At 65.2% G+C, this 12904-nt stretch carries 15 protein-coding genes and 2 tRNA genes; 9 read left to right on the top strand and 8 right to left on the bottom strand.

Annotated elements, in window-relative coordinates; genetic code table 11:
- Position 1 precedes the first annotated feature (1 nt).
- On the bottom strand, positions 2 to 1444 hold the full coding sequence (locus tag AC1U2B_RS05915) for a DUF1254 domain-containing protein (protein ID WP_480216039.1): 1443 nt from the start codon (positions 1442 to 1444) through the stop codon (positions 2 to 4).
- Positions 1445 to 1551: 107 nt separating this feature from the next.
- On the opposite strand from AC1U2B_RS05915, the gene AC1U2B_RS05910 reads away from it, so the two are divergent.
- Positions 1552 to 2565, top strand: coding sequence for an AraC family transcriptional regulator (locus AC1U2B_RS05910; RefSeq protein ID WP_480216078.1), 1014 nt, complete (start codon positions 1552 to 1554; stop codon positions 2563 to 2565).
- On the opposite strand, the gene AC1U2B_RS05905 is transcribed toward AC1U2B_RS05910, so the two are convergent.
- Positions 2555 to 3067: an OsmC family protein gene (locus AC1U2B_RS05905; protein WP_480216038.1), complete on the bottom strand. Its 513-nt coding sequence runs from the start codon at positions 3065 to 3067 to the stop codon at positions 2555 to 2557. The two genes, AC1U2B_RS05910 and AC1U2B_RS05905, sit on opposite strands and share 11 nt — an antisense overlap.
- A 160-nt stretch (positions 3068 to 3227) precedes the next feature.
- Here AC1U2B_RS05905 and AC1U2B_RS05900 point away from each other — a divergent pair, with 160 nt between their 5' ends.
- From AC1U2B_RS05900 to AC1U2B_RS05890, 3 genes are read left to right on the top strand one after another with little or no spacing between them, the layout of a single operon-like run.
- A complete protein-coding gene (locus AC1U2B_RS05900; RefSeq protein ID WP_480216037.1) occupies positions 3228 to 3698 on the top strand; it encodes a PPOX class F420-dependent oxidoreductase in 471 nt (156 codons plus the stop codon).
- Positions 3699 to 3757: 59 nt separating this feature from the next.
- On the top strand, positions 3758 to 4483 hold the full coding sequence (locus tag AC1U2B_RS05895) for a FadR/GntR family transcriptional regulator (protein WP_480216036.1): 726 nt from the start codon (positions 3758 to 3760) through the stop codon (positions 4481 to 4483).
- On the top strand, positions 4480 to 5148 hold the full coding sequence (locus AC1U2B_RS05890; RefSeq protein WP_480216035.1) for a sterol desaturase family protein: 669 nt from the start codon (positions 4480 to 4482) through the stop codon (positions 5146 to 5148). Before AC1U2B_RS05895 ends, AC1U2B_RS05890 begins: the two co-directional genes overlap by 4 nt.
- Here the strand turns inward: AC1U2B_RS05890 and AC1U2B_RS05885 are convergent.
- The 3 genes from AC1U2B_RS05885 to AC1U2B_RS05875 all read right to left on the bottom strand — a co-directional run bounded on the left by AC1U2B_RS05885 (position 5145) and on the right by AC1U2B_RS05875 (position 7361).
- On the bottom strand, positions 5145 to 5456 hold the full coding sequence (locus tag AC1U2B_RS05885; RefSeq protein ID WP_480216034.1) for a hypothetical protein: 312 nt from the start codon (positions 5454 to 5456) through the stop codon (positions 5145 to 5147). The genes AC1U2B_RS05890 and AC1U2B_RS05885 overlap by 4 nt on opposite strands.
- 165 nt (positions 5457 to 5621) lie before the next feature.
- A complete protein-coding gene (locus tag AC1U2B_RS05880) occupies positions 5622 to 6524 on the bottom strand; it encodes an undecaprenyl-diphosphate phosphatase (RefSeq protein ID WP_480216077.1) in 903 nt (300 codons plus the stop codon).
- A gap of 6 nt (positions 6525 to 6530) precedes the next feature.
- Complete coding sequence (locus tag AC1U2B_RS05875) at positions 6531 to 7361, bottom strand: crotonase/enoyl-CoA hydratase family protein (protein ID WP_480216033.1); 831 nt, start codon at positions 7359 to 7361, stop codon at positions 6531 to 6533.
- A 43-nt stretch (positions 7362 to 7404) separates the two neighbouring features.
- On the opposite strand from AC1U2B_RS05875, the gene AC1U2B_RS05870 reads away from it, so the two are divergent.
- A complete protein-coding gene (locus AC1U2B_RS05870; protein ID WP_480216032.1) occupies positions 7405 to 7959 on the top strand; it encodes a TIGR03086 family metal-binding protein in 555 nt (184 codons plus the stop codon).
- Here AC1U2B_RS05870 and hisC read toward each other — a convergent pair.
- Complete coding sequence (hisC, locus tag AC1U2B_RS05865; RefSeq protein ID WP_480216031.1) at positions 7937 to 8995, bottom strand: histidinol-phosphate transaminase; 1059 nt, start codon at positions 8993 to 8995, stop codon at positions 7937 to 7939. The two genes, AC1U2B_RS05870 and hisC, sit on opposite strands and share 23 nt — an antisense overlap.
- Positions 8996 to 9122: 127 nt before the next feature.
- Between hisC and AC1U2B_RS05860 the strand changes: the two genes are divergently transcribed.
- Together AC1U2B_RS05860 and AC1U2B_RS05855 are read left to right on the top strand one after the other, a co-directional pair.
- Positions 9123 to 9214: transfer RNA gene (locus AC1U2B_RS05860), tRNA-Ser, on the top strand.
- A 23-nt stretch (positions 9215 to 9237) separates the two neighbouring features.
- Positions 9238 to 9310, top strand: a tRNA-Arg gene (locus AC1U2B_RS05855).
- 60 nt (positions 9311 to 9370) lie between these two features.
- Here the strand turns inward: AC1U2B_RS05855 and AC1U2B_RS05850 are convergent.
- Positions 9371 to 9988: a TetR/AcrR family transcriptional regulator gene (locus tag AC1U2B_RS05850; protein ID WP_480216030.1), complete on the bottom strand. Its 618-nt coding sequence runs from the start codon at positions 9986 to 9988 to the stop codon at positions 9371 to 9373.
- Positions 9989 to 10175: 187 nt separating this feature from the next.
- On the opposite strand from AC1U2B_RS05850, the gene AC1U2B_RS05845 reads away from it, so the two are divergent.
- Both AC1U2B_RS05845 and AC1U2B_RS05840 read left to right on the top strand, forming a co-directional pair.
- On the top strand, positions 10176 to 11453 hold the full coding sequence (locus AC1U2B_RS05845; protein WP_480216029.1) for a cytochrome P450: 1278 nt from the start codon (positions 10176 to 10178) through the stop codon (positions 11451 to 11453).
- A gap of 39 nt (positions 11454 to 11492) precedes the next feature.
- Positions 11493 to 12167 (top strand): nuclear transport factor 2 family protein, encoded by a 675-nt coding sequence (locus tag AC1U2B_RS05840; RefSeq protein WP_480216028.1) that lies wholly within the window; start codon positions 11493 to 11495, stop codon positions 12165 to 12167.
- 18 nt (positions 12168 to 12185) lie between these two features.
- On the opposite strand, the gene AC1U2B_RS05835 is transcribed toward AC1U2B_RS05840, so the two are convergent.
- Complete coding sequence (locus AC1U2B_RS05835) at positions 12186 to 12806, bottom strand: TetR/AcrR family transcriptional regulator (protein ID WP_480216027.1); 621 nt, start codon at positions 12804 to 12806, stop codon at positions 12186 to 12188.
- Positions 12807 to 12904 lie beyond the last annotated feature (98 nt).

The raw sequence follows: 12904 nt of genomic DNA, 5'->3' as shown, positions 1-12904 counted from the left end.
CTTATCCAACCTTCTGTGGTTCTGGCGCCTGCCAGGTGCCGTTCAGGGCGGCTTCCTTGGGCCAATACAGCCGCTGCGTCAACCGGAACGGCCCCTCGGGCGCCGGCAACCAGTTCGATTCCTTCTCCGGGCCAGGGGTTTCCCGCTGAACGTAGATGGTGTAGCCACCATCCGAATCCTGTTTCAGCATGGGCAGCATCGGCGAGTTGATCAGGTAGCGGTTGATCGGGTTCGCGACCAGCAGGCTCTGCGGCATCCGGTACATCGTCAGCGACCAGAACGCGTTCACCGGCGGCAGCTGGCCCGGTGCGTAGCGGTAGGTGTACTTGTTCGCTCCGTCGAGGGGAGCTCCGGTCGAGTCCTTCGAAAAGCTCGGGTACATCGCCTCGGCCTTGTCGTTGCCGAAGATGCCGTTGATGGCACCGGCCATTCGATACAGGTAGTTGGTGCCGAGCGTCTGGCGGCTGCCGAACAGGTCACCGGGTGGGATCGTCCCGCTCTCCACCTTCGCCTGGATCGGATCGTATTCCTTCCAGGCATCGGTGATCGCGGCTTGGAAAGCGTCTTGCTTGTCCTTGCTCAGCGATTTGATGTCGAGCTTCGTGTCGGTGCCGATGCCGATCGAGGCGAACTTCGCGCGCAGTTCCTTCTCGGTATCGAGGGCCGGCGCGAACTGCAGGACGAAGTTGAGGGTCTCGAAGAACTGCGGAGACTTGCGCTCTTCGTCCGGCGTCTGCGGAACGACGAAGTCGATCGCAGGTGCGGCGGCCGGCGCCGGCTTACCCTCGAACTTCGACAGCGGCTCGGCCTTGTACTCGGCCTGGATTGCCTTGACATTGTTGAGGTCGTCGGCCCCGAACAGCTGGGTCCGGTACGCGACGAACGCGAATTGGGTGTCCGACCGAATCACCTTGTCGATGTCGGCGGGCTTCTCGCCCTTCCAATTCGGACCGGCGAGCAGGTACTTCCCGCCATTGTTGCCCGTTGTCCGACTGCCCACGTAGTCGAAGTTGTACATGTACTGGTCCATGAACTGGAGCGAGTAGTAGCGCTTCGCCTCGATGACCGGAACCGTCAGCACCAGGGGTTCCGTGCGCAGGTCGGCACCGACGAACGAGTAGGGGGTGTCCGAGTTGGGGGTCTGAATGGCGGTATCCGCCGGCGTGTATACCTGCGCGTTGGATTGAAGCGTGTTCCAGGGGGCCTTGTACTGCGGATTCTGCTTGTCCTGGAAGTAGGCGTATTGGATCCGGTAGTTGTCCACCATCGGGAATCCGTAGATGTAGGCCTGCTTGGCGATCTCGCGGATTTGCTCCGCGCTCACTTCTCCGGTCGCGGCGCTCGAAGTCTTGTCTGAACCCTTGTCACCGCCACCACATCCCGACATGGCCATCACGGCCGCGGTAGCTGCCACCACACCCAACCACCGCCGGTGCCACGACATATTGCTTTCCACTGCTGTCCCCTCTTGTCTCCCGAACCCGACCATCCTTGCCTGAACCGGAACACGCTGTCTTGACTTTCTTGGACATCTTCTTGATTGTCATGGACATGCACTTGGTCCGCGGCTCGTGTCTCGTGGGGTTCAGCGGGTTGGCCGCCGCTCATGGGGGCGACGCGATCGCGTTGCTGGAACTCGTCAACGTCGATCCTGCCGATGTCGGTCACCGGGACCGGTACATCCCGTTGCGCAACGCCATCACAGCGGTCGAAAGCGCGGCCGCGGTGCTAGGTGTGGATGACTTCGGTCGTCAGCTGGCAATGCGCCAGAGCATCGACATCCTCGGCCCGGTCGGTGTCGCGGCCCGCACCGCCGCCACCGTGGCCGAGGCGTTCACCATCCTCGACACCTACATGAGCGCCTACAGTCCCGGCATCACCGCGCACATCAACCCGCACACCGACGCGACGCTGTGCCGCTTTGAATACGACTTCCTGTTGCACCCGCCGCCGCCGCAGGCCCAGGCCATCGAACTGGCCCTCGGCGTCACCCTCCGGGTGCTGCACCTGTTTCTCGGCACCACCTATCGGCCGGTGTCCGTGCATCTGCCACACCCCGCACTGGGTACGAAAACCGACTATCGCCGCTACTTCGGCTGCCCGCCGCACTTCAATGAACCGATCGCCGGGTTCACCCTGCTCGCCGCCGACTTGGAGCGCCCGCTCAACCACGACCCGCTGGCCCATCAGCTCGCTTTGCACTTCCTGTCCAGCACGCGCACCGAGCACGCGAGGGGCTTCGCCGACACGGTGCGCAGCGTCATCCGTCAACTCCTGCCCTCTGGGGAGCTGACTGCCGAACTCGTGGCCCGCCAGTTCGGCCTCCACCCCAAGGCACTGCAACGTCGTCTCGTCGCCGAAGGAGTCACCTTCGGCACGATGATCGATGAAACCCGCCGCGAACTCGCCAACAGATTGCTGGTCGACACCGATCTGCCGCTCGTGCAGCTGTGCCGCCAGCTCGGTTACGCCGAGCAGAGCGTGCTGACGCGAGCATGCAAACGCTGGTTCGGCATGACGCCCACTGACTATCGCAACAGCCGAAGTCGCGGGATCAACTTGTGATCAGCGTCGTGTGCACCGGAGTTGCCGCAACGGTGAGATCCAGAACGGGGCAGTGCGCGTCGACCGCCGCTTGCAGTTCGCGGTACCGCTCGGCGGGCTCGGGGCCGGCGACTGTGACGGTGACCCGGATCTGCTGAAAGCCGGGGCGCACGCTCTCGTCCAGTCCGAAGAAACCGCGCACATCGAGATCGCCTTCAGCGCTGGCGCTGAGCGAGTCGACCTGGATGCCGAGCCGCTCCGCCCAGAAGCGGTAGGTCACCACCTGGCAGGACAGCAGTGACGCGAGGTAGTACTCGACGGGGTTGGGTGCCGTGTGTTGTCCGCCGAGGGCGGGCGGCTCGTCGACGCGCACCTGGTACTTGCCGAGCGTGATCTCACTGCCGACGGTGCCTTCGGGCTCAGCGGAAGCCTTGAACACCACGGCGGCTGCGGCGGGATTGTCGGCAACCGCAGCCCGAGTGGCGTCGGTGATCGCGTTGAGGGAAGTCACAGGAGCAGTCACGCCGGCCACGTTATTTGCGTCGACGTCGGGGTTCGACCGTTGTGCCCACGATGAATTCAACTTGCGGATTACGCTTCGGATATGACGGCTCAGTAGCTGCGCGGTGCCTGCTGGCCAACAACGATTGGACGAGCAGATGCCCAGTAATGCGGTTTCGGCCATGAGCAAGTTGATGTTTCGCGGCATGGACATGCTGCGCCACCGCGAGGCCTTCGATATCGGGGAGCCGACCGCAACGGATTTCACCGGCTTCGACCGCGCGCGGCAGATCGTCCTGGTCACGTTCAAGCGGTCCGGCGAGGCCATGCCCAGCCCGATCAATCACGGTCTCGCCGCCGGCAAGCTGTATGTCCGCACCGATGCGTCGACGGGCAAGGTGAAGCGGATTCGCAACAATCCGCGGGTGGTCGTGGTGCCGTGCAACCTTCGGGGCAAGCCGATGGGACCGCCGGCTGCCGGCATCGCCCGCATCCTGCCTGAGGCCGAGCACGCTCATGCCGACGCCGCGATCGCCGCGAACTGGTCGCCGGCCATGAAGGCGTTCGAGCGGACCCTCGAGAAGAGCAGTTCCGCTTTCGACATCCCGATGGGCTACATCGAGATCACGCCTGCGCCGGCGGGTGCGTCCTGATCTATCAATATTGGTATTACCACTAGACCTCTTACCTTTGGCGGGTTAGTGTCGTCGGCATGGAGTTGACGTCGATCAAGCGGCGCTCGGCGGCCGACGAGGTGCATGACCAGCTGCTCAAGCAGCTCGTCGCCGGCGCCCAGCCGCCGGGTTCACGCCTGCCGAGTGAGCGCAAGCTGGCCGAAGTGCTGGGTGTATCGCGGCCCGTGGTGCGTGAGGCGATCCAGCGTCTGGTCGCGTCCGGTCATCTCGACGTGCGGCAGGGCGACGGCGCCGTCGTCAACGACATCACCCGCACGGGTGGGCTCGATCTACTGCCGCATCTGCTGGTCGACGCACCCGACGGGGCGATGGTGAACCCGTCGGTGGTGCGCAGCGTGCTGGAAGTGCGCGAGTACCTCGGGCCATGGATCGCCGAACGGGCAGCGGCGCGGTCCGCGGGCAAGCTCGCCGAACCGCTGGCACGCGCGCTCGCCGACATCGAGCGCGCGCAGAGCGGACCAACCCAACAATTGGCCGCGCTCGATTTCTGGGATTGCCTTGTCACCGGCGCGGATTCGATCGCGATGACGCTGATCTTCAACGGGATGCGCCGGGTGTACGAACCGATGCTCGCGGCGGTCGCCGACGCCGTCGCGGCCGCTGAACCCGCATCCGCGTATCGCAAGCTCGCGGATGCGGTGACGTCGGGCGCCGCACTGAAAGCCCGCCGAGCCGCATCGACAGTGCTCGGTGGCGCCACCACGGTGCTGACCGAATTTCTCGACCAGATGGAGGCGCAGTGACGACCACCGGCACGCGAGGAGTGACGCTTGGCCAGGCGGGCCGCGAGTTCTGGCGCCATCCGACGCCATGGATGATCCTGGCGTTGGTGGTCGGAGCAGTGGGCGCGCGGACCGTCGTCGGCGGGCTGGCACTACGCGACCTGTGGGCGCCGCTGGTGCTGGCGCTGCTATATCCGTTCGTGGAGTGGGTGATTCACGTTTTCATCCTGCATTGGCGACCGCGAGAACTCGGCCCGATCACCGTGGACACCCTGGTGGCCCGCGACCATCGACGCCACCACGCGAATCCTCGCGACATCGACTTGGTGTTCGTCCCGACGCCGACACTGCGATGGCTGATCGCGGCAATCGTGGCGCTGCCTCTAGGTATCGGCGCCGTCGCGGGTGCCCCGGTATCGGCCACGCTGTCATTCATCGTGGTCGAGTCGCTGATTCTCATGGGCTATGAGTGGACGCACTACCTGGTCCACACCGACTACAAGCCGCGCCACCGGTTCTACAAGGCAGTGTGGCGCAATCACCGCCTGCACCATTTCAAGAACGAGCACTACTGGTTCTCAGTTACCACCTCAGGCACTTCCGACCGGGTGCTCGGCACCTACCCCGACCCGGCAACCGTCGAGACCAGCCCGACGGCGAAGAACCTGCACGGGTCCCTGAACTAGCCGCCCTTACACGAGATGTCCACCCACACCGTGGTCATCTTCGTGCGGTCGATGATGGCACCGGACGAATCGACGTTGTCGTTGCGCAGCCCCTCGATACCGGTGACCCTGCACCCGGACAGCGGATAGACGACAGCGCCGTTGATGAGGACGTTAAACCCTTGCGCCTGAAGCGCATTGATGGTGTCCTGCGCGTTGCCGTAGCCGCCGGGGCCGCCTACCGCGCCGCCGGTTGCCGCTGGGCACAGCACCGCGCCGACGACGACGCCCGCCGTGACGATACCCAGCGCAAAGCTGAATCTGGACATGCGAATACTCCGATCGCGCGAACGCGCGCCTGTGCTGCAACGGATTTCGGCTGCAGTGCTGCCACTTGGAGATAGGCGGCCGGGTTACAGATGGAGATCGCCAGTGTGAGAGCTATGCACGCAGATTCGCTGATTCGCGTGCACAGCACTCACATTCGCTGCGTTTCAGCGCAGCGTCAGCCAGGCCAAACTGCCGAGACCGGCCACCGCGCAGTAGATCGCGAACGGCGTCAGTGTGCGGGTTTCGAAGTACTTCACCAGGAATCGCACCGACAGATAGGCCGCGACGAACGCCGCCGCACTGCCGGCCAGCACCTGGCCGCCGATACCGTCGCCGGCCGGGCCGAACAGCTCCGGAATCTTGAGGGCCCCCGCGGCCAGGATCACCGGGGTCGCCAACAGGAACGAGAACCGCGCGGCGTCTTCGTGGGACAGCCCGCGCAGCACGCCGGCGACCATGGTCGCGCCGGATCGGCTGATGCCGGGCAGGAGGGCCAGAATCTGGGCCGCGCCGATACCGATGCCTTCGGCGATGGGCAGCCGGGCCAGTCGTTCGTCGGACGCGGACAGTCCCTCCGTATGCGTGGCGGCGGGTACCGCCGACGCCGTGCGATGCCGAAGTCGTTCGCCCACAAAGAGAACGACGCCGTTGATCGCCAGGAAGGCCGCTGCCGGGATCGGCTTGCCCAATGACGTGCGCAGCGCATGGTCCAGCGCCAGTCCGGCGATACCGACCGGGATGGTGGCCAGGATCAGTAGCCACGCCAGCCGCTCGGCGGAGGTGGTGATCTTCCGGTTCTTGATCGACGTCACCAACCCGCGCGCGACCGCGACCCAGTCCCGCCAGAAGAACACCAGCAGCGCCACGGCCGTTGCGACGTGCACGGCCACCAGGAACGCCAGGTACGGCGACTTCTCGGCCGTCATGCTCAGATCCTGGGCCCACTGACCGCCGACCAGGGCCGGCACCAGGATCGAGTGACCCAGGCTGGACACCGGGAACAGCTCGGTGACCCCCTGGAACGCGCCGACCACGATCGCTTCGATGTAGTTGAGGCTCAAGGTGATTGGCCCTTATTCGCCCTTGAACTCCGGTGAGCGCTTCTCGAACATCGCGGTGATGCCCTCGGTCAGGTCCTTCGACGCGATGAACGCCGAGTTCCAGGCCGCGACGTACCGCAGGCTGGCCGAAACCCGTTCTGTGCGTTGCTCGTCCAGCACGTCCTTGACGCCGCGGACGGTCAGCGGCGGGTTGGCGGCGATCTCGCGGGCGGTTTCATGCGCGGCGGCCAGCGCGGCGTCGGCGTCGGCGAAGACGTCGTTCACCAGGCCGATCTTCTCGGCACGTGCCGCGTCAATGTCCTTGCCGGTCAATGCCAATTCGCGCAGATGACCGTCGTTCAGGATCAGCGGCAACCGGGCCAGCGAGCCCACATCGGCGACGATGGCCAGCTTGACCTCACGCACCGAGAACTTGGCGTCGGCGCTGGCGTAGCGGATGTCGACCGCGGAGATCAGGTCGACGCCGCCGCCGATGCACCAGCCCTGAACCGAGGCGATGGTGGGAGTGCGGCAGTCGGCGACCGCGGTGATGGCGTCCTGCATGCCGCGCACCATGGTGTGGAAGTCGGCGCGTTCCTTGGCCAGGCCGCCGCCCAGCATCGGCGCGAGCATGCCGCCCATGGCGGGTAGGTCCAGCCCGTAGCTGAAGTTGCGGCCCGAGCCGGTGAGCACGATGGCGCGCACCTCGGGATCGGCGTCCAGGGCGGCGAAGGCCACCGGCAGCTCGGCCCAGAACGCCGGGCCCATGGCGTTGCCCTTGCCGGGGCCGAGCAATGTCACCTGTGCGACGTGGTCCTTGGTCTCAATGGAGAGCGATTCAAAGGTTCCCGAGGTTTCACCCATGATCCGCAGGCTAGCCGGTGAACCTGGGCGTAGCGTCCCGTGCATGACGATTCCGTCCGATGTGATCGAGGCCGGCGAGGCCAGTCTGGATGTTCTCGAGCGGGTGCTGGCCGGTCTGGGACCGGACGACGCGGCCCGGCAGACGCCCTGCACGCAGTTTGATGTGGCAGCGCTCACGGATCACCTGATGAACTCGATCACGGTCATCGGCGGCATCGCCGGTGCCCAGCTACCGGATCGCGATGACGCAGCGCCGATCGCCGATCAGGTGACTGCCGCGGCGCGGCCCGCATTGGCGGCCTGGCGTACCCGCGGCCTGGATGGCACGGTGCCGGCAGGGCCCGGTGAGATGCCGGCCGTGCAGATCGCGGGCATCCTGTCGCTGGAATTCCTCGTCCACGCCTGGGACTACGCCACCGCCGTTGGCGGCACGGTGGACGCCCCCGACGATCTGGCCGAGTACGTCCTCGGTATGACCAAGGCCGCGGTCAGCCCCGCGGCGCGGGCTGTCGTCGGGTTCGACGATCCCGTCGAGGTCCCGGCGGACGCGAGCCCGCTGGATCAGTTGATCGGCTTCACCGGCCGCCGCGCCAACTGACGGCGAAGTCCAGGAACAGGTTGTTCTCGCGCGGCACCGTGACGGTGACGCGCACGCCCTCCTGGCCGTAGGGCCGCACCAGGAGTTTGTTGTCGGCGGCCGCGTCGACGAAGTCGACGGTGTCGTCGGGGCTCAGTGGCAGCCAGACGAAGTTGGCCTGCGAGTCGGGCAGCTCGAAGCCGGCGTCGCGCAGGGCGGCGCTGACCCGGGCCCGTTCGGCCACCACGGCGTCGGTGCGGGCCAGGAGCTCGTCGGCGGCGTCCAGGCAGGCGATGGCCGCGGCCTGGCTGACGCTGGTCGCCGTGAACGGCACGTACACCTTGCCCAGGGCCGTGACGATGTCCTCATGTGCGACGGCATAGCCGATCCGCAGACCGGCCAGCCCGTACGCCTTCGAGAAGGTGCGGAGCACGACGACGTTCGGGTGCTTGCGCACCAGCGCGAAGCTGTCCGGCAGCAGGCCGTCGCGGATGTACTCGACGTAGGCCTCGTCCAGGACCACCAGGATGTGCGGCGGGACCTTGGCGACGAACTCGGCCAGCTTGACCGGGTCGACGACCGTCGAGGTGGGGTTGTTGGGATTGCAGACGAAGATCAGCCGGGTGCGGTCGGTGATCGCGGCCAGCATGGCGTCGAGGTCGTGCCTGTGGTCCGTGAGCGGGACCGGGACGGGGGTCGCGCCGGCAGTGCGGACCTGCAGCGGGTAGATCTCGAAGCTGCGCCACGCGAACAGCACCTCGTCGCCGGCGGCGGCGGTGATCTGGATGAGCTGCTGGCACAGGCTCACCGACCCGCAGCCCACCGAGATCTGGTTCGGCGCGAACCCGACGTAGGCGGCCAGTCGCTCGCGCAGCGCCGCGTAGCCGTTGTCCGGGTAGCGGTTGATGTTGTCCATCGCCGCGACGATGGCTTCGCGGACGCTGGGCAGCGGGCCGTCGACGGTCTCATTGCTGGCGATCTTGATGGCGCCGGGCACGGTGCGGCCGGGGGTGTAGGCAGGCAGAGCGTCCATCTCGGGGCGCAGGCGGGCGGTCACCCGGGACAGTCTAGGTGGACGGCAAATGGCCTTCTGGCGTCGCGCTTTGCCTTTGGCAGTGTTGACTGTGTACCGTATGCCCTCGGCGGTTCCGGGGTGCAAGAGCCCGGTAACCTCGGAGCGTTCAGGAGGCGTGCCAGAGCGGCCGAATGGGACTCACTGCTAATGAGTTGTCCCCCTTACAGGGGACCGGAGGTTCAAATCCTCTCGCCTCCGCCACATAACTGAATAGTTGTAACCATGCGCCCGTAGCTCAATGGATAGAGCACCTGACTACGGATCAGGAGGTTAGGGGTTCGAGTCCCTTCGGGCGCACAACAAACAACAGGCCAGAAGCTGAAGCTTCTGGCCTGTTGTCGTTTCTGAACACAGTCCTCAGCGCGAGGCCTGTAGCACCGGAATCAGGTAGCGGCGGGCGAATTCGCGGGTGTTCTCGTCATCGTCGGTGGGCAGGAATTCCGATGGCGCGATCAGCAATGTCGCGGTGACGCGCAGCGAGAAGTCGAGCGCCCGTTCGGCGGCGGCCGATGGATAGTCGTTGTCGGCCAGGAACATCGCGAGCACGCTGATCATGCTGCGGTAACCCGGCGTATCGAGGGTGAACAGGCGCCGGGTGAACGCCTCGTTCTCGAAGTCTTTGAGGGCCTGCACGAGAGGGTGCTCGCGGCATTCCCGCATGCCCATGACGAAGATCTCGACCATCTTGTCTTCGATGGTCTGCTGGGTCGCTATGGCGGCAGCGCCGCGGGTGAAGAAGTCGATTACTTCCCGCTGCACGACGGACGCCACGATCTGGTCTTTGTCGCCGCATTGGCGGTAGAGCGTCGGCCGGGAAACGCCGGCTCGGGTGGCGATGGTGGCGACCGAGGTGCGCGCGATGCCGTGGTTGATGAACTCCGTGCGCGCTGCGTCGAGCATGCGGTCACGGGCGTCGTTGGCATCTCCCTGGCCGCCGGCCATTACTGCGGCCGCGAGTGACGGCAGGTCGACCATGCCCCAGATGTTAGAGCATTATTGATCCTTGAATCAGAGAACGATCTTTGATTCACTGATTCACATGGTTGCGCCAGAAGCGATAGACAGGTCCGTTGAGTCCGGGAACCCGCCACGGCCACCGGACCCGCCGACGTTGCACAGGCGGGACGCGATCAGGCTCGCCGCGTCGTGCGCGGGTGATCCGATGCGCCTGCCCTACACGCTGTTGCCCAAGATCGCGGCCAAGTACGGGGACGTGGTGCGGCTGAACAACTCGCGCCGGCCGGAGTTCACGGTGACGCTGATCAATCACCCGGACCACATCGACCACGTCTTCACGCGGCACCACGACCGCTACGTCAAGCACGAGGCCGCGAACGAGTTGGTATCGGGAGAACCGGCAGCTCTGCCGCTGCTCGATGGTGCGGAGTGGAAGCGGGTTCGCACCACCTTCAATCCGTTCTTCGGGGAGAAGGCGCTGGCTGCCGCGACCCCGCTGATGATGGAAGGGATCACCGACCGGGTTGACGCGTGGTCCGAATACGCCGCGTCGGCACGGGAAGTCAACCTTGAACATGAGCTCGGTGCCGTCGTCATGGACGGCCTCATGCGCTCGATGTTCAAGATCGAGCTCACCCCGGCGGAAATCGACGTCGCGGTCGATGGCGCGCGAGAGTACGGCGTCTACGTGATCAGCCGCGTCGGCTTCCACTATCTGCCGAACTGGGTGCCGAACCCGTTGCAGCGCAAGGGGGAGGCGGCGAAAAGTGAACTGTTCGGCATGCTGGACCGCTTCGTCGATGAACGACGAGGCTGCCCGATGTCAGGTGCACCCGACTTGGTCGACACCCTGATCGGCATGGAATTCGAGGGATGCCCGGAGCAACAAGACAGGCGCCGGCGGTCAGAAGCCGCGGGCCTGGTGTTCGCCGGATTCGAAACCACCGCAGCCGCACTGGCCTGGACCATCGCACTGTTGTGCCGCAACCCTGGCGCGTTGGGCAAGGCGTATGCCGAGGTTGACGCGCTGGGCGGAAAACCGTTGGTATACGACGATTTGCAGCACCTCACGTATCTACGTGCCTGTTTCGACGAAGCGCAGCGGTTCCAGGCCGCGCCGGCGAATATCCGCACGGCTGTGGTGGACGACGAGATCGGCGGGTATCACATACCCAAGGGGTCGCAGGTACTGATCACACCCTATGCGCTGCACCGTGATCCGCGATTCTGGACGAGGCCGGACGACTTCTGGCCGGACCGTTTCCGCACCGAGAAGATCAACAGGAATGCCTTCTTGCCGTTCAGCATCGGGCCACGCAAGTGCATGGGCACGCGGATGGCCTACATCGAAGGCACGTTGGTGCTGGGAACCATCTTGCAGCGCTTCACCTTCCAGGTGCGTGACGGCTGGACGCCACGCCATCTGGTGCGGGTCTCGACCGGCCTCGCCGGCGGCCTGCCTGTGCGCCTCGCTGCGCGCTGATTTCGTAGACACTCAAAACCCTTGAAAGGCAGCATCTTCATGACCAAGATCAGTGAACTCGGACCCTCGCCGGAGCACGCCAAGTACCAGGCCCTGATGCCCAAATTCTGGGAACGCGTCGCGCAACAGGAGAAGCTTGCCATCGAGCGTGGTCTGCCCGCCGAGGGGATGTTCGACTTCGCGCAGGTCTGGTTCTCCGCGTGGGCCGAACAGGACATCAAGAAGATCGACTACTGCCTCGCCGACGAGTGCAGCTACATCGACAGCTCGACATTCCAGGTGAACAAGGAAGGTCGGCAGTTCACAATCGACAACTGCCAGGCCAGTTTTGACATCTTCCCGGACTTCGCGTTCTACCCGCAGGACGGCACCATCCGATCGCTGCCGTACGCCGACTACTTCGAAGGGCAGTGGCGCATCACGATCCCGTGGCGTGGAGTCGGCCGGATGACGGGCGAAACCGTCGTGCCCGGTCTGGACGTGAAGCTGCGCGGCACGGGCCGCTGCCTCAATTTCATCGGCATCGACCGCTACACGCTGACCGACGACTTCAAGATCAGCCACATAGATACCGACTGGGACATGCTTTATGGCGCAGCACAACTCGCCGGTATCGGCTCGTTGGTGCACAACGAGCGCCTGCAGAAAATCGGCATCCGGACGGCTTCGGCAATGTCTCCGATCGTCCGAGCGCTCACTCGGCTGACGGCGTGATTCCGCCGCCGGCGGGTGTCAGGCTGTGTCGTAGCCGGCGGACATCGCGGCGAGCAACGCCACGAGGTACGCAGTGATCTGCTCGGCGCTGTGGTCGAGCTTCCCCGTGATGGATGCCAGCAGTACCTCACGGCACGCGCCACCAAAGGCGTACGCGCCCATGCGCAGCATTCCTCGCTGGATCGGATCGTCCGGGCTGTTGGGATCGCTTGCCAGCCACAGCTCGACGGCGCCGTCGATGAAGCGCTGGCTGTGGTTGGTGAGCGCGCCCGAGTCGGCCTCCACGAACAGCAGCCGCGCTATCCGGTGGTCGGACAGCACCGTGTCGACGAAGTAGGCCACGGCCGGCTGCGGGTTACGGAAGCCTCCCTTGGCGACGCGGGGGACCAATCCTTCGGCAATGTCGGCGAGGATTCGCTTGACGACCGCGTCCACGAGATCGTCTAGGGAACTGAAGCTTTCGTAGAAGTAGCGCTTGTTGAGCCGGGCATGGACGCATATCTGGTCGATGCTGACCGCGGCGATGCCCTGGGTGCCGAACAGCTCCAGACCAGAATCGATCAAGGTCGCGCGCCGGATGCTCTTCCGCTCGGCAGCGCTCACGCCGCGATGCGGGCGATGTAGGGCGGAGTCGGCCACCGTCGGGGCTCCTCTCGGTCTTCCCGTCAATCTTGACACGGCATCGTACCCAAAATAGTCTGCTGGCAATGCTGGTACGAGATCGTGCCAACAATTCT

The sequence above is a fragment of the Mycolicibacterium sp. P4_G11 genome (genome assembly GCF_056555145.1).
The sequence above is the reverse complement of the archived record's forward strand: the minus strand, read 5'-3'. Positions and strand labels throughout refer to the sequence as shown.

Bases quoted from the DNA above. Each gene is read 5' to 3' on its own strand.
- AC1U2B_RS05840 (WP_480216028.1), top strand. From the start codon at position 11,493: ATGACCAAGATCAGTGAACTCGGACCCTCGCCGGAGCACGCCAAGTAC.
- AC1U2B_RS05915 (WP_480216039.1), bottom strand. From the start codon at position 1,444: ATGTCGTGGCACCGGCGGTGGTTGGGTGTGGTGGCAGCTACCGCGGCC.
- AC1U2B_RS05875 (WP_480216033.1), bottom strand. From the start codon at position 7,361: ATGGGTGAAACCTCGGGAACCTTTGAATCGCTCTCCATTGAGACCAAG.
- AC1U2B_RS05895 (WP_480216036.1), top strand. From the start codon at position 3,758: ATGGAGTTGACGTCGATCAAGCGGCGCTCGGCGGCCGACGAGGTGCAT.
- AC1U2B_RS05900 (WP_480216037.1), top strand. From the start codon at position 3,228: ATGAGCAAGTTGATGTTTCGCGGCATGGACATGCTGCGCCACCGCGAG.
- AC1U2B_RS05910 (WP_480216078.1), top strand. From the start codon at position 1,552: ATGCACTTGGTCCGCGGCTCGTGTCTCGTGGGGTTCAGCGGGTTGGCC.
- AC1U2B_RS05845 (WP_480216029.1), top strand. From the start codon at position 10,176: ATGCGCCTGCCCTACACGCTGTTGCCCAAGATCGCGGCCAAGTACGGG.
- AC1U2B_RS05885 (WP_480216034.1), bottom strand. From the start codon at position 5,456: ATGTCCAGATTCAGCTTTGCGCTGGGTATCGTCACGGCGGGCGTCGTC.
- AC1U2B_RS05870 (WP_480216032.1), top strand. From the start codon at position 7,405: ATGACGATTCCGTCCGATGTGATCGAGGCCGGCGAGGCCAGTCTGGAT.
- AC1U2B_RS05850 (WP_480216030.1), bottom strand. From the start codon at position 9,988: ATGGTCGACCTGCCGTCACTCGCGGCCGCAGTAATGGCCGGCGGCCAG.